Origin of the sequence: Streptococcus hillyeri, from assembly GCF_041081565.1 — a bacterium.
In the GTDB taxonomy this organism is placed as follows: Bacteria; Bacillota; Bacilli; order Lactobacillales; family Streptococcaceae; genus Streptococcus; species Streptococcus hillyeri.
Genome location: NZ_CP163513.1, coordinates 376236 through 396462 on the forward strand (window position 1 = coordinate 376236; position 20227 = coordinate 396462).

General features: G+C 38.4%; 44 protein-coding genes. 41 read left to right on the plus strand and 3 right to left on the minus strand.

Annotated features, from left to right (window positions below; genetic code table 11):
* Positions 1 to 8: 8 nt before the first annotated feature.
* From AB6M99_RS01830 to AB6M99_RS01840, 3 genes are read right to left on the minus strand one after another with little or no spacing between them, the layout of a single operon-like run.
* Positions 9 to 587 (minus strand): Ltp family lipoprotein, encoded by a 579-nt coding sequence (locus tag AB6M99_RS01830; RefSeq protein WP_369351004.1) that lies wholly within the window; start codon positions 585 to 587, stop codon positions 9 to 11.
* 47 nt (positions 588 to 634) lie between these two features.
* Positions 635 to 1024 (minus strand): ImmA/IrrE family metallo-endopeptidase, encoded by a 390-nt coding sequence (locus tag AB6M99_RS01835; protein ID WP_369351005.1) that lies wholly within the window; start codon positions 1022 to 1024, stop codon positions 635 to 637.
* A 22-nt stretch (positions 1025 to 1046) separates the two neighbouring features.
* Positions 1047 to 1406, minus strand: coding sequence for a helix-turn-helix domain-containing protein (locus AB6M99_RS01840; RefSeq protein ID WP_369351006.1), 360 nt, complete (start codon positions 1404 to 1406; stop codon positions 1047 to 1049).
* Between the two features lie 285 nt (positions 1407 to 1691).
* Here AB6M99_RS01840 and AB6M99_RS01845 point away from each other — a divergent pair, with 285 nt between their 5' ends.
* The 41 genes from AB6M99_RS01845 (at position 1692) to AB6M99_RS02045 (ending at position 20226) form a co-directional block, all read left to right on the plus strand.
* Positions 1692 to 1901, plus strand: coding sequence for a helix-turn-helix domain-containing protein (locus AB6M99_RS01845; RefSeq protein WP_369351007.1), 210 nt, complete (start codon positions 1692 to 1694; stop codon positions 1899 to 1901).
* Positions 1902 to 1903: 2 nt separating this feature from the next.
* Positions 1904 to 2038: a hypothetical protein gene (locus AB6M99_RS01850; protein ID WP_369351008.1), complete on the plus strand. Its 135-nt coding sequence runs from the start codon at positions 1904 to 1906 to the stop codon at positions 2036 to 2038.
* Positions 2035 to 2253, plus strand: a complete 219-nt coding sequence (locus AB6M99_RS01855; RefSeq protein ID WP_369351009.1) for a hypothetical protein — start codon at positions 2035 to 2037, stop codon at positions 2251 to 2253. Before AB6M99_RS01850 ends, AB6M99_RS01855 begins: the two co-directional genes overlap by 4 nt.
* 178 nt (positions 2254 to 2431) lie before the next feature.
* A complete protein-coding gene (locus tag AB6M99_RS01860) occupies positions 2432 to 2707 on the plus strand; it encodes a hypothetical protein (protein WP_369351010.1) in 276 nt (91 codons plus the stop codon).
* Between the two features lie 28 nt (positions 2708 to 2735).
* The gene (locus tag AB6M99_RS01865; protein ID WP_369351011.1) at positions 2736 to 2954 is read left to right on the plus strand and encodes a hypothetical protein; all 219 of its coding nucleotides are present in this window, start codon (positions 2736 to 2738) and stop codon (positions 2952 to 2954) included.
* 225 nt (positions 2955 to 3179) lie between these two features.
* Complete coding sequence (locus tag AB6M99_RS01870) at positions 3180 to 4085, plus strand: DnaD domain protein (protein WP_369351013.1); 906 nt, start codon at positions 3180 to 3182, stop codon at positions 4083 to 4085.
* Between the two features lie 196 nt (positions 4086 to 4281).
* On the plus strand, positions 4282 to 4743 hold the full coding sequence (locus tag AB6M99_RS01875) for a class I SAM-dependent methyltransferase (RefSeq protein ID WP_369351014.1): 462 nt from the start codon (positions 4282 to 4284) through the stop codon (positions 4741 to 4743).
* 9 nt (positions 4744 to 4752) lie between these two features.
* Positions 4753 to 4980, plus strand: coding sequence for a hypothetical protein (locus tag AB6M99_RS01880; protein ID WP_369351015.1), 228 nt, complete (start codon positions 4753 to 4755; stop codon positions 4978 to 4980).
* Positions 4973 to 5290 (plus strand): hypothetical protein, encoded by a 318-nt coding sequence (locus AB6M99_RS01885; RefSeq protein ID WP_369351016.1) that lies wholly within the window; start codon positions 4973 to 4975, stop codon positions 5288 to 5290. The genes AB6M99_RS01880 and AB6M99_RS01885 overlap by 8 nt, the downstream gene beginning before the upstream one ends.
* Positions 5256 to 5408, plus strand: a complete 153-nt coding sequence (locus AB6M99_RS01890; RefSeq protein ID WP_369351017.1) for a hypothetical protein — start codon at positions 5256 to 5258, stop codon at positions 5406 to 5408. The genes AB6M99_RS01885 and AB6M99_RS01890 overlap by 35 nt, the downstream gene beginning before the upstream one ends.
* Position 5409: 1 nt before the next feature.
* The gene (locus AB6M99_RS01895; protein ID WP_369351248.1) at positions 5410 to 5766 is read left to right on the plus strand and encodes a DUF1372 family protein; all 357 of its coding nucleotides are present in this window, start codon (positions 5410 to 5412) and stop codon (positions 5764 to 5766) included.
* 227 nt (positions 5767 to 5993) lie between these two features.
* Positions 5994 to 6497 carry a DUF1642 domain-containing protein gene (locus AB6M99_RS01900; protein ID WP_369351018.1) on the plus strand — a complete coding sequence of 168 codons (504 nt, stop codon included), beginning with the start codon at positions 5994 to 5996 and terminating at the stop codon, positions 6495 to 6497.
* Positions 6498 to 6689: 192 nt separating this feature from the next.
* Positions 6690 to 7070: a YopX family protein gene (locus AB6M99_RS01905; protein ID WP_369351020.1), complete on the plus strand. Its 381-nt coding sequence runs from the start codon at positions 6690 to 6692 to the stop codon at positions 7068 to 7070.
* 1 nt (position 7071) lies between these two features.
* Positions 7072 to 7380 (plus strand): YopX family protein, encoded by a 309-nt coding sequence (locus tag AB6M99_RS01910; protein WP_369351021.1) that lies wholly within the window; start codon positions 7072 to 7074, stop codon positions 7378 to 7380.
* A 25-nt stretch (positions 7381 to 7405) separates the two neighbouring features.
* Positions 7406 to 7624, plus strand: a complete 219-nt coding sequence (locus AB6M99_RS01915; RefSeq protein WP_369351022.1) for a hypothetical protein — start codon at positions 7406 to 7408, stop codon at positions 7622 to 7624.
* A gap of 43 nt (positions 7625 to 7667) precedes the next feature.
* Positions 7668 to 7859: a hypothetical protein gene (locus AB6M99_RS01920; RefSeq protein WP_369351023.1), complete on the plus strand. Its 192-nt coding sequence runs from the start codon at positions 7668 to 7670 to the stop codon at positions 7857 to 7859.
* The gene (locus AB6M99_RS01925) at positions 7856 to 8191 is read left to right on the plus strand and encodes a hypothetical protein (protein WP_369351024.1); all 336 of its coding nucleotides are present in this window, start codon (positions 7856 to 7858) and stop codon (positions 8189 to 8191) included. Before AB6M99_RS01920 ends, AB6M99_RS01925 begins: the two co-directional genes overlap by 4 nt.
* Entirely contained in the window at positions 8192 to 8578 is a 387-nt protein-coding gene (locus AB6M99_RS01930) for a hypothetical protein (RefSeq protein ID WP_369351026.1), read from the plus strand.
* Positions 8571 to 8825, plus strand: a complete 255-nt coding sequence (locus AB6M99_RS01935) for a hypothetical protein (RefSeq protein WP_369351027.1) — start codon at positions 8571 to 8573, stop codon at positions 8823 to 8825. Before AB6M99_RS01930 ends, AB6M99_RS01935 begins: the two co-directional genes overlap by 8 nt.
* A complete protein-coding gene (locus tag AB6M99_RS01940) occupies positions 8822 to 8974 on the plus strand; it encodes a hypothetical protein (protein ID WP_183121682.1) in 153 nt (50 codons plus the stop codon). The genes AB6M99_RS01935 and AB6M99_RS01940 overlap by 4 nt, the downstream gene beginning before the upstream one ends.
* Entirely contained in the window at positions 8943 to 9158 is a 216-nt protein-coding gene (locus AB6M99_RS01945; protein ID WP_369351028.1) for a hypothetical protein, read from the plus strand. The genes AB6M99_RS01940 and AB6M99_RS01945 overlap by 32 nt, the downstream gene beginning before the upstream one ends.
* A 2-nt stretch (positions 9159 to 9160) precedes the next feature.
* A complete protein-coding gene (locus tag AB6M99_RS01950; protein WP_369351187.1) occupies positions 9161 to 9589 on the plus strand; it encodes an ArpU family phage packaging/lysis transcriptional regulator in 429 nt (142 codons plus the stop codon).
* Positions 9590 to 9732: 143 nt separating this feature from the next.
* On the plus strand, positions 9733 to 10299 hold the full coding sequence (locus AB6M99_RS01955; RefSeq protein ID WP_161979831.1) for a site-specific integrase: 567 nt from the start codon (positions 9733 to 9735) through the stop codon (positions 10297 to 10299).
* 161 nt (positions 10300 to 10460) lie between these two features.
* The gene (locus tag AB6M99_RS01960; protein ID WP_162012512.1) at positions 10461 to 10799 is read left to right on the plus strand and encodes an HNH endonuclease; all 339 of its coding nucleotides are present in this window, start codon (positions 10461 to 10463) and stop codon (positions 10797 to 10799) included.
* A 139-nt stretch (positions 10800 to 10938) separates the two neighbouring features.
* On the plus strand, positions 10939 to 12201 hold the full coding sequence (locus tag AB6M99_RS01965) for a hypothetical protein (RefSeq protein WP_369351029.1): 1263 nt from the start codon (positions 10939 to 10941) through the stop codon (positions 12199 to 12201).
* Complete coding sequence (locus tag AB6M99_RS01970) at positions 12194 to 13693, plus strand: hypothetical protein (protein ID WP_369351188.1); 1500 nt, start codon at positions 12194 to 12196, stop codon at positions 13691 to 13693. The genes AB6M99_RS01965 and AB6M99_RS01970 overlap by 8 nt, the downstream gene beginning before the upstream one ends.
* 5 nt (positions 13694 to 13698) lie before the next feature.
* A complete protein-coding gene (locus AB6M99_RS01975) occupies positions 13699 to 13920 on the plus strand; it encodes a hypothetical protein (protein ID WP_369351030.1) in 222 nt (73 codons plus the stop codon).
* 62 nt (positions 13921 to 13982) lie between these two features.
* Positions 13983 to 14117, plus strand: coding sequence for a hypothetical protein (locus AB6M99_RS01980; protein ID WP_369350562.1), 135 nt, complete (start codon positions 13983 to 13985; stop codon positions 14115 to 14117).
* A complete protein-coding gene (locus AB6M99_RS01985) occupies positions 14098 to 14331 on the plus strand; it encodes a hypothetical protein (RefSeq protein ID WP_369350561.1) in 234 nt (77 codons plus the stop codon). The genes AB6M99_RS01980 and AB6M99_RS01985 overlap by 20 nt, the downstream gene beginning before the upstream one ends.
* Positions 14315 to 14590, plus strand: a complete 276-nt coding sequence (locus AB6M99_RS01990; protein WP_369351031.1) for a hypothetical protein — start codon at positions 14315 to 14317, stop codon at positions 14588 to 14590. Before AB6M99_RS01985 ends, AB6M99_RS01990 begins: the two co-directional genes overlap by 17 nt.
* A 10-nt stretch (positions 14591 to 14600) precedes the next feature.
* Complete coding sequence (locus AB6M99_RS01995; RefSeq protein ID WP_369350404.1) at positions 14601 to 14852, plus strand: DUF6275 family protein; 252 nt, start codon at positions 14601 to 14603, stop codon at positions 14850 to 14852.
* 141 nt (positions 14853 to 14993) lie between these two features.
* Entirely contained in the window at positions 14994 to 16409 is a 1416-nt protein-coding gene (locus tag AB6M99_RS02000) for a terminase (protein ID WP_369351032.1), read from the plus strand.
* A 74-nt stretch (positions 16410 to 16483) separates the two neighbouring features.
* On the plus strand, positions 16484 to 16930 hold the full coding sequence (locus AB6M99_RS02005; protein WP_369351033.1) for a DUF4355 domain-containing protein: 447 nt from the start codon (positions 16484 to 16486) through the stop codon (positions 16928 to 16930).
* A gap of 16 nt (positions 16931 to 16946) precedes the next feature.
* Positions 16947 to 17840 (plus strand): phage major capsid protein, encoded by an 894-nt coding sequence (locus AB6M99_RS02010; RefSeq protein ID WP_369351034.1) that lies wholly within the window; start codon positions 16947 to 16949, stop codon positions 17838 to 17840.
* 1 nt (position 17841) lies between these two features.
* Positions 17842 to 18057: a hypothetical protein gene (locus AB6M99_RS02015; protein WP_369351035.1), complete on the plus strand. Its 216-nt coding sequence runs from the start codon at positions 17842 to 17844 to the stop codon at positions 18055 to 18057.
* Positions 18058 to 18105: 48 nt separating this feature from the next.
* Complete coding sequence (locus tag AB6M99_RS02020) at positions 18106 to 18504, plus strand: phage Gp19/Gp15/Gp42 family protein (RefSeq protein ID WP_369351036.1); 399 nt, start codon at positions 18106 to 18108, stop codon at positions 18502 to 18504.
* The gene (locus AB6M99_RS02025) at positions 18491 to 18829 is read left to right on the plus strand and encodes a hypothetical protein (RefSeq protein WP_369351037.1); all 339 of its coding nucleotides are present in this window, start codon (positions 18491 to 18493) and stop codon (positions 18827 to 18829) included. The genes AB6M99_RS02020 and AB6M99_RS02025 overlap by 14 nt, the downstream gene beginning before the upstream one ends.
* Positions 18822 to 19061 (plus strand): hypothetical protein, encoded by a 240-nt coding sequence (locus tag AB6M99_RS02030; RefSeq protein WP_162012500.1) that lies wholly within the window; start codon positions 18822 to 18824, stop codon positions 19059 to 19061. The genes AB6M99_RS02025 and AB6M99_RS02030 overlap by 8 nt, the downstream gene beginning before the upstream one ends.
* Positions 19058 to 19393 carry a hypothetical protein gene (locus tag AB6M99_RS02035; RefSeq protein WP_369351038.1) on the plus strand — a complete coding sequence of 112 codons (336 nt, stop codon included), beginning with the start codon at positions 19058 to 19060 and terminating at the stop codon, positions 19391 to 19393. Before AB6M99_RS02030 ends, AB6M99_RS02035 begins: the two co-directional genes overlap by 4 nt.
* A 9-nt stretch (positions 19394 to 19402) precedes the next feature.
* Positions 19403 to 19966 carry a phage tail protein gene (locus tag AB6M99_RS02040; RefSeq protein WP_369351039.1) on the plus strand — a complete coding sequence of 188 codons (564 nt, stop codon included), beginning with the start codon at positions 19403 to 19405 and terminating at the stop codon, positions 19964 to 19966.
* Entirely contained in the window at positions 19966 to 20226 is a 261-nt protein-coding gene (locus AB6M99_RS02045) for a hypothetical protein (RefSeq protein WP_369351040.1), read from the plus strand. Before AB6M99_RS02040 ends, AB6M99_RS02045 begins: the two co-directional genes overlap by 1 nt.
* The last annotated feature ends 1 nt before the right edge of the window (position 20227 follow it).

Below are 20227 nucleotides of genomic sequence, written 5' to 3' on the forward strand. Positions count from 1 at the left end.
TTTTTGTCTTATTCTTGTGCTAATTTATCAACGGCATATTGCGCCTCTTCTTCAGTAAAGTGTTCAAAGTCAATTAGTTGAGTTTTTACAGCTTCTAAGGACATTGCCATATCTTTGAAATAAGTTTTACCCTTTTTATATGCGCTTTCTTTATAGTCTAGCTTTAAATTATCAATAGCATGTTGCGCTTCTTCGGCGGTAAATTTATCAAATTCAGATGTTAATTGGTTGTATATACCTTGCTTAGACATGTTCATAGTTTTATAATAATCTTCACCTTTTTTAACAGCTACTTCGTTGTAATCTATCTCAAGATTATCAATAGCATATTGTGCTTGTTCTGGGGTGAATTTATCAAATTCAGATGTTAACTGATCATATACACCTTGTTTAGACATGTGCATTGTATTGATATAAGATTCTGCTTTCTTGACGACGTTTTTATATTCTTGCGGAATATCTTTTTTAACTTCTTCGCTAACAGTTACACTGTCGTTTGATGTAGATTTTTCTGTGCTTCCACTTGAACACGCTGCAAGTGTTACAGATGCAAGTGCTACAATACTAAGCAAACTAATTTTTTTCATGGTTTTCTCCTAGCAGCTTTTAACGTGGTTCAGTTTTACACGTATTGTTAAATTATTTCAGCTAAATTATAAAACTCTTCTTTGACCATCGTTTCATCTGCGATGGTTTTGAGTTTGTATTTTTCCATAAATGTGATGTAGTTAAAGCACTCGCTTCCGTACTCATCTAGCTCTGCTTTGAGTAGGTGGTGGATCATGTTGCGGTTTGCTTGTAACTCGTGTTTTTCTCTGAAGATTTGATAGAGATGTGGTAGGTGTCCTTCATGTCCTAGCTCGTGCAGGATGACTTTTACTCTGTCTTGCTCCGCTATTTTGCTACTGACGAACATTGTCCGTAATTCAGAAATGTAGAAGGCTTCATCCTCATCTTCAAATTCGTGTTCTTCAAAGATATGTATGTTAATCTCGAACTTTTGAGAAAGTTCTTTTATTGTCATTGACAATCATTCCTTTACTTTATTATAAGCTACGCAAATAGCCTTCAATAATGCCTTGGATAGCTTTCTTATCTTTGTCAGTTAATGGCTTACCGTTGAATCGCATGGCAGTACCAGCTAATTGCTCAACATCCACTTCTTTACCTTCAAAGTAGAATTTTTCTTCTCCATCAGCAATTCTAGGATTATCCGTCCTACCAAGAAGATAATCTAAAGAAACATTAAAGTAGTCGGCGATTTCTTGCATTCTTTCGGTACTAGCTTTCTGCTTTTTTAAAGAATACAAGGTATTGCGACTATACCCTAGCTTTTCTTCTAGTGCATTTAATGACAATCCTTGATTTTTTGCAAGTTCTTTTATTCGTTCGAATGTAAGAAACATTGATTTATCAACCTTTCTAAGCACACGAAAAAATATTTTAAATTATTTGGTTAAAATGATTGACAAAGTTAAATAAATGATTTAAAATTATATCCGTAAGCTAAAGAGTTAGCGAACAAGACAACTAAAAAATAAAGCCTAATGAAACTGATTGGCGTCCGTTTTTCTAGGTAAAACCTTACTTTTAGTGGGTCTTTTCTCTATGTTTCGATTTTAAATCATTTATTTAAAAATGTCAAGAGAGTTCGCTAACTTTTTAGTTAATATTTTAAAAAGGAGGAAGAAATGAGTCAACAGCACCAAAAATGGATTCAGCTCGTAAAGGATAAGCTGGGCGAAGAACAGATGACACAAACGCATCTAGCTCGTGCTTGTGGCGTTGCCAAGGCAACGATTTCAGAGTTACTGAAGTATGGAAAAGGCAGCGATAAGCTCAAAAATAAAATCTGCGATGTTCTGCATATTGATGAGAGCTGGACGAGTTTGGAGGACTAATAATGACAGCTAAACTAATAGCCAACTGGCAAAAGAAAAATCACCAGCTGAGTCAACTGATGATTGATAGTCTTGAGGGGCTGGATGTGTGGGAGACTTTGTTGGTGTTGGGAAAATTGAGGAGTGAGGGAGCATGACTATTCCAAGAGATATGACAGCACTTGAAGTTAGCGTGCTGAATGCTATCAAAAATAATGCAAGCTATGATTTGCCGATTCAGGCAATTGAGATTCGTCAGATGCTCAATATTCCTAAGCGAACCTTAGAAGAGATTGTAGAGAGTCTCAGAGTAAATTTTGGTCATCCGATAGTCGCAAAGAAAACCAAATGGGTACTATCTTCCGAAATCTGAACAGGAGCGACAGGATGGATTGGCGCCGTACAGACGACAAATCCAAACTGAACAAAAGAATCTAGCTGCTGTAATGGCAATCAATCTGGAAGAATACTGGGCAACATAAAAAAGCCTGACGGCAATCAGGCTCAAAACAAATAAAATTTACTTTAAGTATAACACAGAAAGGACGAGCATGGAAGTAGCAGAATTAGGCTCTTTGGAGTTACTTGGGCTTTTTATCAAGTCAGTGGTTAAAGAGACCGCAGAAGAGCTCAAGGCTGAGCTGGAAAAGCCAGACCCTGAACATGTCTGGTACAACCAGTCAGACTTGCAAAAAGAACTTAACATTAGCCGTGACACCATTAAAAAAATGGAACGATATGGACTTACTTTCCACAAGGAAGGAAAAGACAACATGTACAATCTAGCTGAGGTAAACGAAGTTAGAAAACTAATGAACATCAAATAAAAGCGCTGGGGAGTGCTAGGAGAAAACAATGAACAATTTACAAATTATTATTACAGGAACGATTGTATCAGTAACGCTGATTGAGTCGCTACTGATGAATGTCAGATTGACAAAGGCTTTGAGAGAGAAAAATAGTCAATCAACCATACCGCAAATCCCAGCGAGGAGAAAGGGACTTCTTGACCTAAAAACTGGTAGGGAAGTTGGTATTGACCCCGTGACTGGTAAAGAAAGATTTATTGACTGAGGGAGAACATGGAACACAACACAGAATTAAATCACATGATTAACTCGCTCTTTCGCATCGAAAAGTGGCACCTTTACCATTTTAGAGAGCATAATCCTGAGAAATTTGAGCAGTTGGTTAGATACCATCTGCGCAAAAATCATTTTGAGGAAAGTACTGAAAATATTGAGTATGTGCGGAAGAAATTAGGGACAAAAAGTAATTATGGAATAAAAAGGAGAGATAATGAAAAGTAATGAAAATAGGCGATTTTACTGGTTACAGCTCTCTAAAGATTTTTTTCTCTCAAAGGAAATGAAACTACTCAGAAAAATCGCTGGTGGTGACACTCATACCATCATTTATTTAAAAATGATGGTTTGGTCTCTCGAAAACAACGGAATCATTTACTTTGATGGTGTTGCAGATAATCTGGCTGAGGAGCTATCGCTTGAAATTGATGAAAATGTTGAAGATATCAAAATTACATTGATATTTTTGGAAAGCAAAGGACTGATCACCAAAGGCTCTGACGACTCTAGAGAGTATCAATTGGAACAGGTTCCAGAACTAACAGGTAGCGAGACAGCAAGCACGAGACGCTCGCGGAAACACCGTGAAAACCAAAAAATGTTGCAACGCAACACTAATGCAACAAAGTGCAACGTAGAGATAGAGAAAGAGTTAGATATAGAGTTAGATATAGAGTCAGAGGTAGAGGAGTCATCAACTGCTAGTGTCAATCCACTAAAAATTATATCTGACTATTATCAACAAGAAATCGGTGTTTTATCGCCGAATCAATTTGAGCAACTTTCCGATTATCTCACCCATACAAAAATGGAAGTTGAAGTTGTGAAATCCGCAATCACTAAGGCAGCTGATAACGGAAAACGGTCTTTTGGTTATATCAATAGCATTTTGCGTAACTGGCGTCAAAACGGAATCACCACTATGGTACAGGTCAAGGAAGAGGAGAGGATGTTTATTGAGCGTAAAGCTAAAAAAGCAAATCAATCCTTGACGAAATCACCGCAAAGCACGCCAGAATGGTCAGATCCAGATTACAAAAACGAGACGACAGAGGAAGAGAAACAAAGACTCGAGAAAATGAAGCAAGACATGTTGTCTCGTTTGGGAGGTGATGACTGATGTTTGTGCTTAGGCATGGTTCAAGAGAGCAACTAGCTTTTGTCAGAGCTATAAAAATCGATGTTACAGGTTTAGATGTCTCGTTTTCTAACGAAGTCAACAAAGCGATGCAGTTCGTTTCTCGTGCGGCTGCGATACAGGTCGCTAAGGCGCTGAGACACTCGTACGGGAATTATTATCCGGTGGAGGTGTGACGATGTCAAATATAAGAATTTTAGATGCTTGTTGTGGCAGTCGGATGTTTTGGTTTGATAAAAACGAAAGTCACACAACTTTTATGGATATCAGGCAAGAAATATTTGAAATACATGGCAAGAAAGTCAATGTTAATCCTGATGTTATCGGCGATTTTCGTGATATGCCTTTTGAAGATAACGCATTTAATCTGGTGGTTTTTGACCCGCCTCATCTAAAATGGGCTGGACCTAATTCAATCATGAAAGCTCAGTATGGTCAGCTTGATATACTGACTTGGAGATTAGACCTTCAAAAAGGTTTCGAGGAGTGTTTTAGAGTATTAAAGACAGGTGGAACACTTATCTTCAAGTGGTCTGATGCACAAATCAACGTTAAGGAAATTTTAGAGCTAGTTCCGCAACAGCCCCTATTTGGGCAACAACGTGGGACGACACACTGGATGACGTTTATGAAGTTTTAGGAGGTATTGATGTACAAACTTGATTTGATCGCGAACGGTGGTTATACGATACCACTTGGAACGTTTACGGACAAGGAACAAATTAAGCAAGTTATTACTGACCACATAAATAGCTACTCAGCGGTTAACAATCCGAAAATTGTAATTTCTGGGACTGAAGATTGCCGAAGAGTTGATTATGGTAGTTGTGACTCTTATTATCTGATAACGAGAAAAAAGGAGAACTATAATGGCTAAGAACTTTTTATTAGATTTAGCTTTTGAAAATTTAAGCAAATCATTAGGAAATAGTGATTGGGATGAATCTGACGAAGTGATTTTATTTAGTCTAGCAAATAAAGAGCAAATACAAGCTGATGAAGATTATAGAGAAACTGAAGATTGTAACTATTTTGGCAAACGCGTTTGTCTCTTTGCTAATCAGATTAAAAAGAACAATTACATTACCTTGCATAAAATAACCTTAGAAAAAATTATCGAGGCAATGGGAATTTTAAAGATGGAGGACAACGATGGCTTGGACAGTAACAGCGTACAGTCAAATTGACGGTAGCGTCAGAGAGACGCACTATTTTGATTATGAGGTGGAAGCTAAAGTTGCCAAGGTTAAGCTAGATGACAAGTATCGTGATGATCTTTGCGACGTAAAGATTGAGGAGGTGTAGGGTGGAAAGGAAGTTAAAGAAATATTCCCGTTTAAAAAGTTGGGAAATATACTTAGACATGCTGATTTTTATTTCTATCTTGACTATTCCTCTGATTGTATTATGGAAAATGAATCAGATAGAGGCTAAGATTACTCAACCTATTGTCTACCAAGTCGACAACGCAGGTGCTGCAATGTTTGGCAAAATTACTGATAAAGAAATTATAGATGGCAGATACACGGTCACGACTGGGGCTTATGGCAAGTTTTTGGTAACCAAAGAACAATACGAGGCTATCAAGGTTGGTGACCCGATACCTGATTATCTCAAAAAGAGAGGGATGGAGAGTAATCAAGTACCAGGAGGAGAACAATGAAGTTTAAAACTTACCAAGAAGCATTAGCTTCTGCTGGTTGTCCTATGCTACCAAAAAATCTCAGGGAATTTGGGCAGGTCAAAGAGAATACGTTTTTGACGAGGAAGAGAAACAGCTGCATATAAGTCTGTTAAGAGATAACAACGGATGGTCAGTTGGAACTGTCAAGCGTTACTATGGCAGGACAGGAAACGGACCGGCAGGGTTTGATTTAGAAGGAGAATAAAATGAATAAACAAGAAGCGATTAAGAAAGTAAATTCTTTACAATTTACAGAAACTTTTTTATCAGAGATTGTTTGGGTTAAACGTGATGATGTTATTAATATCATCAACCAAATCGACGAACCGCAGAAAGTCGTGATTCCAAAAATTGTGGCGGAGTGGATTGAAACCGCAAGAAGAAACGAAGACCTAGGCTTTATGGGATTGTTTGATTTTAGCGAAAGCACTTACGATGAATTGAGTTACAAGGTTTTAAACTGGGCGGAAGAAGATAAAAACAGCGAAAAATTAGCCCGCGCTTGGCTTGGCGGGTATGAGATCGAGGAAGAGAAGTTGTACACGGTTGAGATACCTAACAATGACGGAACATTAGTACTTACGTCAATTAACGGAAGGCTAAAACTTGACCACGGATATAAATGTTTTCCCGCTAAACTGACAGAAGAAAAAATAAGAGAAAAGTTCAACTGGGCTTGGCAGTGGGCTAAGCCTGTGGAGGAGGAATGATGATAAAAATAACGTTATGGACTGATACGCACAGAGATGAGGTTGTAGTTAATACTGACAGCGAAGCAGTCGAAATACGAAATAAAATTAGGTCACAGATGAATAATGGACATACAGTCCTCTTTGGAGACAATTTGGTAAATCCAGAGTACATCCGTTTGGTTGAATTCAAGAGAATTCAGGAGGTAAGCAATGATTCCAAGATTTAGGGCATGGGATAAAGCAAATCAAAAAATGGTAGAAGGTAACAGAATTTTGATTTGGGGTGACAGTTTTTTAATTCTTGACGAGGGATATGATTGGAATATCAATGATTTGAGTGGGAGTGAGATTGATGAAAAATATGTCATGCAATCTATAGAACGTAAAGATATAAACGATATAGACATATTCTGTGATGATATAGTCAAGGACTTTCGGGGTGATTTTTTCCAAGTGAAATATTGGTCAGAATATTCCTCATACTTCTTATCTTTTATTGAAGAACCAAGCAAGCCTATGGGACTTTACCCAGATATAGCATTGGAAGTCATCGGCAACATCTACGAAAATCCGGAGCTTTTGGAGGGGTGAAATGACTAAACTAAGAGCATTCCATAACGGAGAAATCACTGATGTTTATAAAATCAATTACTCAACAAATGAAATTGTTTATGCTAACGAGTTAGGTATATACTACCCTATTGAGAGGGAAAAGCTTATGTATTTTAGCGATGTAAAAGACAAGCGAGGCCAAGAAATCTTTGAAGGCGATATTGTCAAGATGTATTCTGGCGAACTTTTACCTGTCGTACTTAACACGGCATGTTTGAGCCTGTCTGTTTTTACCTCAGCAAAGTTTTTGAAAAAGTTGGGAATATCTTTGAAAATCCGGAGCTGTTAGAGCACCCAGATTTTAGAGGTCATAAATGCGAAGAAGAATAGCACAATATATTTTAAGGCAGTATCAAGGTACTAAAACCATCAAGTTACTTAACATGGCAGCAATCCCTTTTGAATGGATTAGCTTTGTCTTATTAACAATCTTAGGATGGATTGAGAGATGTTTTAAGTATGGCTTGATTTATTTGCTATTACCAATAGCAATTTTAGAAAAGAGATTGAAAGGAGAAAATAATGATCAATAACGTTTTGCCAGATGAACCGGATTTACCGTTTTAGGAGGTAGATATGACAAAGAGAGTACAGGTCACACTGACCGAATCGCAGTATGAGTATCTAGTTGCGATAAGCGAATATACAGGAAGTTATAACCTGTCAAGCACTCTGCGACTTGCGTTAGATGCCGCGATAGATAAATATGAGGATAATGATACCTTTAATCGTTATCTAGAGGATGTCAGGAGAAGGAAGAAGAAATGAAAATTAGCGAAATACCAAATGATACGTTTGTTATCAAAAATGGTGATACATTGCCCATCGAAGATTTACGTGCTGAATGGGGAAGTATGACTGCCGAAGAAAAACAAGATTGGTTTACAACAACTTGCGAACGAATAAAAATTGAAGCTTGTGATGTTATCAATGACATCATTGAGCAGATGAGCGAAAATGGATATGAGGAAATGGATGTATATCTGACTGATGCATTGCCATCAGATGCTACTGAAAAATTACAAGCTGTGCTAGATGAGTTGTTTGATAATAGCGCAGCAGATACCTATTATCCAGCCGAAAGAATCGAGGTGGAGTAAATGAATGAAGAAGTAATTGAAGAGCTAAAAAAGCTCATGGGAAGTTTCTACGATTCCTACATCAACAGAAACCTTGAGGTGATTATAATCCCAAAAACGAATACATACTTCAGCTTGGAGGGAGTACAGTCACGAAGAGACCTCATTGCCAAGATCTTGATGTGGTGCAGTCGTGATATTTCCAAGGGTATGCCATACAAAAGCCAAAAGCGTAATCTATCATTCCTAATCAGGAATCAAGAAAAATTGAATAAATATCTTGGGACTAAGCTTTCTCACGGGATATATGATTTGATTTATCAAAAGTTAGGTAACGGTATCAATCCTGAACTCACTTATCAGTATATTGATAGCGGATTTGATTGGGAGGTTTTATATAATGGCTAAACCAACCCAAATCATCATTCAGGAGGCAATGGCTGAGCGTATCAGATTTTTAGAAGATGAGCTATATAACAGAGCTTACAAAGATATTGAACGGTTAGAAGTTGAAAATGAACGCTTGAAAGGCAGGTGTCTTGATTTTTGGTTGGAAATTGCTAATTATGTCAATAATGACATGTGTCGCACTGCTATTGCTCGTGCAAAATCAGAAAATCGCAGACCACATAGAAAATGGAGGGCAAAACAATGAACGGTTATGAATTTATGGCACAGAATCCAGTATTGACAATCATTCTATTCTTGATTGTAGCGGTAACAATTACAGAAGTATCAAAACACATGTTCGGATACCTTAATGGAGACAGATATGAACAAGCGAATCAGAAAGAAGAAAGCTAAGCAGGCTGAATTAAAGAAGCAACAGGAGCTGGAACAGTTGATATTAGAACCAGAGGAAGTTCGTCTGGCGTTAATATCAATAGGGAATGCTCTCAGTTATATGTTTGCAAACTTATCAGTAGCTTTTGCTAATGTAGCTGAATCGGTGGCGGAGTGGGCGAGACAAATAGAAGGAGGTGACTGACTATCTTTTTTCCGGAAATTGACATAGAAAAGACGAAAGCGAATGCCGATAGAAAATTAAGGGAACATAAGCGTTGGCGCTTGATTGCTAGTGAAGTCGGAGAACAGAAAGTCACTGCTAGCTATTCATTTGAACCACGACAGCCTAATGGTAATCCAAGTAAGCCAGTGGAGCGTTTAGCAATAACTAAAGTAGACGCTATTGCTGAATTAGATGCTATTGAGTTTGCGGTAGGTAATCTTTTTAATCCCTATCACAGACGGATTCTGTATGACAGATATATTAAAACTAAGGAAAAATCTAATCAAGAAATATCTGAAGAACTAGGATATGAGAAGACTCAGTATCACGACATGTTAAGCGCAGCTTTACTAGCATTTGCGAGCTTGTATAGAGATAGTAGCTTGGTTGTGGAAAAATCGGAAAAATAGCGGAAATTTACCGAACTAAGAGCGAACTCTTTAAACGTTTTAATATGATATTATGGTAGTATCGAAGCGACTAGATATTAAGACAAATCATATTGCCATGCCTGAATAGGGTGTGGCATTTTATATAGATTGGAGGTAGTCAAATGAAATCAGTTGAACCGATTAGAGACACTGACGACATTGAAAGAATGAAAGACTACCTGAAATCAAAAAATGAACGCGATTTTGTTCTAGTAGTTGTTGGGCTTTACTCTGGAATGAGAATCAGCGATATTCTTGTTCTAAAAGTAAGAGATGTCTTATCTGATCGCATACGAATTACTGAAAGAAAAACAGGAAAGACAAAAGTATTTGCCGTCAATCCAGTCATGCGTAAAGTTCTTGACCAGTACATAAAGAACAAAGAATTAAAAGAATATGATTATCTATTTCCAAGTCGTAAAAGAGATAAAGAAAATGGCTTAAAGATTGTTCCGATTGGTCGTGTGGCAGCTTATCAGATTATTAAAGATGCTGCTAACCATGTTGGTCTGACAAACATTGGAACTCACAGCCTTAGAAAGACGTTTGGTTATCACCATTATAAAAGATACGGAAATGTTGCGATACTAATGGAAATATTTAACCATTCGTCGCCAGATATAACACTGGTCTATATCGGATACAAACAAGATGAAATTGATAAATATATGACTGATTTTACGTATTAATGAGCCCCGTATTTAACATAATGAGAAAAAGTAAATTCGTTGTTTATAAAATATAGTTTAGCTCTTGGCACGTAAGCGATTGAGTATATTTAATTCAATTTAACAGTATATAAGATATGTTAAATTCAGAGGAGTATTTTAAAGGGGTTGAGGCTTAAGAAATGAGTGAGTTAAGAGCGGATAGAAGTGGCCCACATCGAGTGGCGTTCGATAAGAACAAAAAGATAATTCTAAAGACTCGTAACACTTGTGGCATCTGTGGTCTACCAGTTGATAAGAGTCTCAAGTATCCACATCCTTTGAGTCCAGTCATTGACCACGTCATTCCGGTAAACAAGAATGGTCATCCATCGGCGATTGAGAACTTGCAGCTAGCTCATTGGCAATGCAATAGACAGAAGTCTGATAAATTATTTGCTGATGAGAGAGCAGGCACCACGAAAATTGTTGGAAATAGAAATCTTCCACAAATAATTGATTGGTCTCGATACAAGAGTTGATGATAGTAATTCTCGGAAAGTCATCACAAATAAATAGGGGGGATAGGGACCTCCCACCAGTTGTGGCCGAGCTTCACGCCGTCACTGTACAAATTTTCTCGCGCTAAAAATTAAAGTTGGTATCAAAAGGAGGTCGATTATGACACTAAAAGGTTTATCTTATATGCGTAGGAAATTGGCTTCTGTTAAACAACGAGTCGATATGAGATATAAGCAGTATTCAATGACAAATTATGATTCACCGGTAGGGATTACAATACCTGTACAAATAAGAAGCCAATACCGTTCCGTTTTGGGATGGTGTGCTAAAGGTGTCGATAGTCTAGCGGATCGCTTGGTGTTCCGTGAATTTGCAAATGATATTTTTGATGTTAATAAGATTTTTAAAGATAATAATCCTGATGTCTTTTTTGATTCGGTTGTGTTGTCGGCATTGATTGGGTCTTGTTGTTTTGTTTATATTACTAGAGGTGTTGACAGTGACAGTCCGAGATTGCAAGTTATCGAAGCTAGTCAGGCAACTGGCATTATCAATCCCATCACTGGTTTATTGACGGAAGGGTATGCGGTGCTGGCAAGTGACGAATATAACCGTCCAACGTTAGAAGCGTATTTTACACCTACCAAGACTTACTTTATTCCAAAAGATGGTAAACCTTATTCGGTAGATAATCCGACGGGTCATCCTTTGCTAGTGCCAGTCATTCATCGTCCTGACGCAGTTCGTCCTTTTGGTCGTAGTAGGATTACTCGTGCTGGGATGTATTATCAAAAATATGCTAAGCGCACTTTGGAGCGTGCAGATATTACAGCGGAGTTCTATTCATGGCCACAGAAATACATTTTAGGTATGGATCCTGATGTTGAAGCTATGGATAATTGGAAGGCGACTGTTTCTAGTTTATTGCGGATTGATAAAGATGATGCTGGTGATAAGCCTGTTGTTGGCCAATTTACGACGGCTAGCATGTCGCCTTTTACGGAGCAATTACGAACGGCTGCAGCTGGATTTGCTGGTGAGATGGGATTGACCTTGGATGATTTGGGATTTGTATCAGACAATCCGTCATCGGTAGAGGCTATCAAGGCAAGTCACGAAAATTTGCGTCTTGCGGGTCGTAAGGCACAGCGGTCTCTTGGTAGTGGATTGTTGAATGTGGCATATTTGGCAGCTTGTTTGCGTGATGAGTTTGCTTACCTACGTAGTCAATTTGTACACACTGAACCTAAGTGGGAACCTTTATTCGAGGCAGATGCTAGTGGCTTAACTTTAATTGGTGATGGTATCATCAAGTTAAATCAAGCGATACCTGGTCTCATTGATAGTGATGTCGTACGAGACTTAACTGGTATCAAGGGAAATCCCAATGCTAAACCTGCGGAGGTAACTAATGATGGATAAGGATATTGTTCCCGAGTTACTAGAGGTCATACAAAGAGAGTTTGAACAATCTTATGGTGCTAGCGAGGTCATAAAAAAGTCTTTTGAGGCTATGAAAGCGAAAAAGGCAACCTATGCAACAGTCAATGAGCTTGCGATTGAAGTTGGAGAGATTTTATCAAAGGCTCTGACAAGTTCTGTAAGATCGTCTAAGTTGCCAGATGGGAAAATGTACTACAATATCGCTCAACGCTTGCTGACGGAGACGCTAGGGCGAAATTATGACATTATTTCTGGTTACGCAGGAGATGTTCAGAAGTTACTGAACGATGAGGCGAAGATTGGTCTTGCTGTGCAGGTACCAGCAATTAACCAAGATAGGATTGACGGTCTTATCAATCGTCTGTCGTTTGAAAAACACTTTGACGATGTTGCTTGGCTTTTTGGTGAGCCAATTGTTAACTTTACTCAGTCAATTGTGGATGATAGTATTCGGAAAAATGCAGAGTTTCAGTATGAGGCTGGATTAAGTCCTGAGATTGTCAGAACAGAAGGCGGAAAGTGTTGTGATTGGTGTCGTGAGGTAGTCGGACGTTATAAATATCCTAAAGTTCCCAAAGATGTGTATCGCAGACATCAACGTTGTCAATGCATTGTGGAATATGACCCAAAATCTGGAAAAGTTCGTGATATCTGGAGTAAAATATGGCGTAAGAAAGAGCGTGAGAAATTATCGGCTCAAAGAGTTGAAAATGCTGTCTTTTCCGAAGGGGTTATGAATATACGTAAAGATATTGCTAAACTTGATATGACAAGAGCTAGTCCTAATGATATAATTGATTTAGGAAAACGCATCAACTATCATTTTAAGGTGTCCGAGAATTTGGGAGATAAGGAAAAATTAAAAGAGATTTTTTCTAACTTCCGTGATATTGGCGGAGTAGTTTCTAAAGAAACTTGGGCCAAAGGTACATCAAAAGTAGTCAAGGCTCAATTGGAGGATGCTTTTAGTTATTATCCTAAGGATTGGGCTGATGTACCTAAGCGACTAGGAAAACAACTGAAAGCTAAGAAAACTAAACGGGGATATTTTAGCGGACATCATGCCGATCCTGAGTTGGTTATTGCTACTAATGGAACAAGAACTTCAACTCCATTTCATGAAATTGGTCACATGGTGGAGTTTGCTAATCCAGATTTAGTAAGGCTTGAAAAAGCGTGGGTTGACCAAAGAACCATAGGAGAACAGGAAATTGAATTAAAGACAATTTTTCCTTTAAGTGGTTATCGATCTAGTGAAGTAACTAAAAAAGATGATTTTATATCACCATACATTGGGAAATATTATAAAGATGCTGCTGAAGTTTTTACAATGGGGTTACAAGGTATATTTACTCCAGAAGAACTTTTTACTAAATCATTTGACCGTAAAACTTGGAAATATGAGAAAAAGACAATCAATGATGACCCAGAATTTCTGAACTTTATTATTGGTTTGTATGTGAAAGTGTGATAAATATGAATAAAAAACATCAAGAATTACGCAAAAAATTTGACGAACAATATAGAGCCTATTTAGAAAAATTTGGGCAAGATTCTTTAGATAGAGTTTCGTTATGGGATCCGCTTGGCTATTCAGATGAATGGGCAGAAGTTCTCCCAGAAGCCACTGAAGATTTGAGGCGGGCTATTGAAACAGGTATCCCGATTGAACCAGATCCTGAAGATGCTATTTACTGAGCACCTAGAGAAATCTAAGTGCTTTTTTTGTACTTAAAAACAGGAGGAGATGTAATTTTTAAATGAAAATCATTGAATATCTTAGAAATAAGCTGGCACCACCCAATCCTTCGATTGTTTTATATAAAAAATTATCAGAAGCAACCTTTGAAGGTTTCAAGGAAGGAATCAAAAATAATGAATTTCGACGGAATTAGAATATACAACAATACAGAAACTTGTTTAGCTAAGATTGGCACTTCGTGGGAGAAGGTTGAATTTTACGGCATTTTCCAGAAGGCTGGGACTGACATGGGCTTTGGGAATCCCTTTGCTTATCCTGTTGCAGTTGTGAAGTTTAATGGGAAGCTTTATGAAATTATCACAGACAATGTAGATTTTGAAGGAGAAAATCATGAACAAACGCATTAAAAAGAAGTGGTCTCGTGTTGAGAGACTTGAAAGTGTAGTAGCGCAATTAATGGCTAGCAATACTTTACTCACAGAAGCTGTAAGCAGGCAGAATAGTCTTATCGAAGAATTAAAAAACATCAACGAACGCAACGCACAAGCAACTAACGCACGCTTTGATGTTTTAGAAGCTGACAATAAATCAATGCGAGTTGGTTTAGATGAGGCGATTGTTGAATTTAGGAAAAACAAGAAAAAAGGCCTATTTGGCCGTAAATAAGGAGGAAAATATGTTAGATAAAGCAAAATTATTAGCATCGCAAGAATTCACACGTCTTTCGGGTCGAGAAATCAACCCAGAAGATTGCTATGTAGTGTGGTTTAGTAAGACATTGCAAAACTGGAAAGCATTAGTCAGCACCAATCAGATTAAGTCTGATGATAAGTGTGGAGACTATGCAGAAGTTACTCACAACGGCGATAAAGCAGAAACCTACGTTGATATTTATGCCAAAGTATCAAATCGAGCTATCAAAGATTAGGAGTGGTCACTCATCTTGAGCGGTAGGAAAGACTACTTAAAACTACTTAAAATTGCTTAAAACCGTATGAAATCCCATACGGTTTTTATTTTGTCCTGTCGCATGACGTAAAACTAGGCATAACGATTGAAAGGGGAGCTTATGGCTAGGAAAAAGAAGCTTGGCAATCAGAATCCTACTCAATCGGTAGTTTTAAAGTACGTTAAGCGAAATTCAAAGGCTAAGGAAGCGATTGAGATTTATGAGCGGACTGGTCTGTCGTGTTATTCGTGGCAGGTCAATTTATTGCAGCCTATTATGGCTGTGGATAAGAATGGTCTGTGGGTTCATCAAAAGTTTGGCTACTCTATTCCTCGTCGTAATGGTAAGTCTGAAATTCTTTATATGTTGGAATTGTGGGGGCTTCACAATGGCTTAAACATCCTACATACTGCCCATCGTATCAGTACCTCTCACTCATCTTTTGAGAAGGTGAAACGGTATCTTGAAAAGATGGGCTATGTTGATGGTGAGGACTTCAATTCTATTCGTGCTAAAGGGCAAGAAAGGATTGAACTTTATAAGACAGGTGGGGTCGTTCAATTCCGTACAAGAACATCTAATGGTGGTCTTGGTGAGGGTTTTGACTTACTGATTATTGACGAGGCTCAGGAATACACGACAGAGCAGGAATCTGCTTTGAAATATACGGTAACTGACAGTGATAATCCGATGACAGTGATGTGCGGAACACCGCCTACTCCTGTTTCAAGCGGTACTGTTTTTACGAATTATCGTAGCACTTGTCTTTTCGGTAAAGGGAAGTATAGTGGCTGGGCTGAGTGGTCTGTGGATACAGAAAAAGAAATTGACGATGTGGAAGCTTGGTACAATTCCAACCCCTCCATGGGTTATCACCTAAATGAGCGTAAAATTGAGGCAGAGTTGGGAGATGACAAGCTAGATCACAACGTTCAGCGTCTTGGCTTTTGGCCACAATATAACCAAAAATCAGCCATTTCTGAGACTGAATGGAATGCTCTTAAAATTGATGAACTTCCTAAGTTTAAAGGTCAGCTATTTGCTGGTATCAAGTATGGTCAAGACGGTACAAATGTGTCGATGAGTATTGCTGTTAAGACAAAGGCTGACACAGTATTTATAGAGACAATTGATTGTCAATCTGTCCGTAATGGGAACCAGTGGCTAGTTGCCTTTTTAAAATCTGCTGACGTGGCACAAATTATCATAGATGGTGCGAGTGGTCAGAAAATTCTTGCTGAAGAATTACATGACTTTAAAATCAAGAATGTGGTATTGCCTACGGTCAAAGAAATCATCGTAGCTAATGCCTTGTGGGAACAAGGTATTTACCAACAAACAATCTGTCATAGTGGCCAGCCATCACTTACCAGAGTAGCAACCAATTGCGATAAGCGTAATATTGGTTCAAATGGTGGTTTTGGTTATCGTTCACATTTTGATGATATGGATATTAGCTTAATGGATAGTGCTTTGCTGGCACATTGGGCTTGTGTAACGACTAAGCCTAAGAAAAAGCAAAAAGTTAGTTATTAAACGGCATCTCAGTAGAGGTGCTATTTTTTATAAAATTACCGAACTGCCGGGAAAGCAGGAGAAAGGAGACAGAAATGTCAGAGTTTAAAATAATCGAAACACAGGAAGAGCTTGACACAGTGGTCAAGGCTCGTCTTGCTAGGGAGCGTGAAAAATACGCTGACTATGACCAACTAAAAGCTCGTGTAACGGAATTAGAGACTGAAAATGGCGCATTAAAGAGCGCTGCGGAAGCCTCAAAGACTGCTTTGTCTGAACGTGATAGCAAGATTGCTGATTTTGAGAAACAAGTTGCTGGTTATGAGACAGCAACGTTGCGAACTCGTATCGCTTTAGCTAATGGTTTGCCGTATGATTTGGCTGATCGTTTAGTTGGTGACGATGAGGCTTCTCTTACGGCAGATGCGGAGCGTTTGGTTGGGCTACTTAAACCTGTAGAGCCTGAGTCTCCATTGAAAGATATCGAACCAAGCTCGACAATGGATGAATACCATGCCGCCCTATCAAGCATGGTTAATTAAAAAGGAGAAAACTAAAATGACAGTATTATCACAAGGAAAATTATTTGATCCAATCTTATTAAATAAAGTGATTAGCAATGTTAAAGGACATTCATCACTTGCTAAGTTAAGCACTCAAAAACCAATTCCATTTTCCGGTTCAAAAGAATTTATTTTTTCAATGGATAATGAGATTGACATTGTTGCCGAGAACGGCAAGAAAGGGCACGGAGGAATCTCTCTTGAACCTATCGCTATTATCCCACTGAAAATTGAATATGGTGCGCGAGTATCAGATGAATTTATGATGGCATCTCAAGAACGTAAAATTGAAATCATGGGTGATTTCGTGGATGGCTTTGCTAAAAAAACTGCTAAAGGGCTAGACCTTATGGCCTTTCACGGAATTAATCCTAGAACTGGCGAGCCTTCCAACATTATCGGAGATAACTGCTTTGATAAAAAGGTTACACAGACAGTGCAGTTTGATGAGCAAGATCCAGATGGAACAATGGGTGTTGTTATTAATATGATTGATGGTGCCGATCGTGATGTATCCGGTGCTGCACTTGATCCAATGTTTACTACAGCTATGTCTAAGCTCAAAAATGCCGAAGGCAGATCTTTGTATCCTCAATTGGCTTGGGGCGGAAAAGTTGACGAAATTAATGGTCTACCTGTAGATAAAAACAAGACAGTATCAGCCACAATGAAGAACGATAAAAACGCAGCTATTGTTGGTGACTTTGAAGGAATGTTTAAGTGGGGTTATGCTAAAGAAGCCTTCATGAAAATCATTGAATACGGAGATCCAGATAACTCTGGCACTGACTTGGCAGGAAGCAATCAAATCTATCTTCGTGTGGAAGCCTTCATTGGTTGGGCTATTTTTGATGCAAGTTCATTTGTGCGTGTGGTAAAGGCAGGTTAATATGGCAGAATATATTAATAAAAAAACAAAAGCTGTTATTGAGTCTGATTTGGTTATTTCTGGTGGTGACTGGGAGCTGGTTGAACCTAAGAAAGAGGATAAGACACCAACTATAGAAGAATTGAAGTCACTTTTGACTGAATTAGGTGTTGAGTTTAATCCTAAGGCCAAGAAACCTGAGCTTTTAGAACTTTATGAAACTCATAAACAAGAGTAACGACTTAGCGGTTCTTCGGGACCGCTTGTTTTTTAGGAAAGGCTGGATATGAAAACTTTTGCTACGATTGATGACTTGATAGTACTCTGGAGACCTCTAAAGCCAAATGAAAGTCAGCGAGCTTTAAAGTTACTTGAGGTTGTCTCAGACACGCTGAGAGTTGAGGCAGAACGTGTTGGTAAAAATCTAGACCTGATGGTCGAGGGGAGTAGTCCTTATGCTAGTGTGGTAAAATCCGTAACGGTTGATATTGTTGCAAGAACTCTTATGACATCAACTGACCATGAACCGATGACGCAGGTGACAGAATCGGCGCTAGGGTACTCGTTTAGTGGGTCTTACCTGGTTCCCGGAGGTGGTCTTTTTATCAAGGATAATGAGTTGAAGCGTCTTGGATTGACTAAGAAACAACGGATTGGAGTGATTGATATCTATGGGGAGACTTAAGGGAATCCCAGTCACACTGATTGGTGAAACTGTCAACGGGAAAGACCCTTTTGGTGCATCTATAACGACAGATGTTGATATTATCGTGGATAATGTGCTGGTAGCTCCTGCGTCTACTGAAGATATTACCAATCAACTATCATTGACTGGAAAAAAGGTCAGCTACACCTTAGCAATCCCTAAAGGTGATGTTAATGACTGGGTCAACAAAGAAGTACGTTTTTTTGGCCAACGTTGGCGAACGGTAGGGATACCGCTGGAAGGTATAGAGGAGCTTATACCTTTAGACTGGAATAAAAAAGTGATGGTGGAGCGCTATGAGTAAGGTTAAATTTAAGCTGAATAGCGCTGGCGTCAGAGAACTGATGAAGTCGGAACAAATGCAGTCTATTCTACGTGCAGAGGCTAGCAAAGTAGCTAATCGTGCTGGTGAAGGATATGAACAGGATATCTACGTCGGTAAAACTCGTGCCAATGCGATGGTCAGAGCTACTACGTATCAAGCAAAGAAAGATAACTTGAGAAACAATACACTCTTAAAGGCACTAAGTAAATGATTGAATTGATTATCAAAAAATATTTGGATGAGCACCTAGAAGTGCCGTCTTTTTTTGAACATGGTGCGGGTCTCCCTAATCGTTTTATTATAATTGATAAAACGGGCGGAAGCTCCGAAACAGGACTTAAACGAGCCACTATAGCGCTACAAAGCTATGCTGAATCAATGTATGAGGCAGCAAGATTGAACGAACGTGTCAAAACAGTTGTTGCTAATATGGTTGAACAAGACAATATTGTTAGTGTCCAATTAAATAGTGACTATAACTTTACAGACACAGAAACTAAACAATACCGTTATCAAGCGGTTTATGACATTTATTATTATTAGGAGGAATTTATGGCGAACTCAGAATATGTTTCATCGGCAAAACCTAATGTAGGTGGTGCGATTAGTTCGGCTATTGCTGGGACAGCACTACCCGAGGATGCAACAACTAAGCTTGATAAAGCTTTTAAAAATCTAGGGTATATCTCAGAGGATGGGGTAACAAACGAAGATAAGCGAGAATCGGAAGATTTGCTGGCTTGGGGAGGGGATGTTGTAGATTCTCCTCAGACAAGTAAATCTGACACTTTTAAATATAAAATGATTGAAGCGTTAAATATCGATGTTTTGAAAGAAGTTTATGGTCCAGAAAATGTTACAGGAGATCTTACTACTGGTATCAAAATTGAATCGAATAGCAAGGAATTGCCAGTACATCCGATTGTCATCGAAACTCTTTTAAAAAATGCTTTGAAACGCATTGTCATCCCCCGTGGAAAAGTAAAAGAGGTTGGAGAAATTACGTATGTTGATGGTGAAGTATTAGGATATGAGGTGACTATCCAAGCCTATCCTGATACGAAGCAGAATACACACTACGAATATATCAAAAAAGCAACACAAGGAGTCGCATAATGGCAATTAAAGGAAAAACATCTACTGGATTTGAATTTGAAATTGAAGATACTGTCAAAGATGATTATGAGCTTGTAGAAGCCTTGGCAGAGCTGGAGGTTAACGGATTGATGTTGCCTAAAGTGTTAAAAAAAATTTTAGGTGACAAAGTCGAAGACTTTAAAGAGCATATTAGAGCTGAGGATGGTCATGTATCTACTCAAAAGATAATGACTGAGCTCCGGGAGATTTTTTCTAGCCAAGGAGATTTAAAAAAATAGT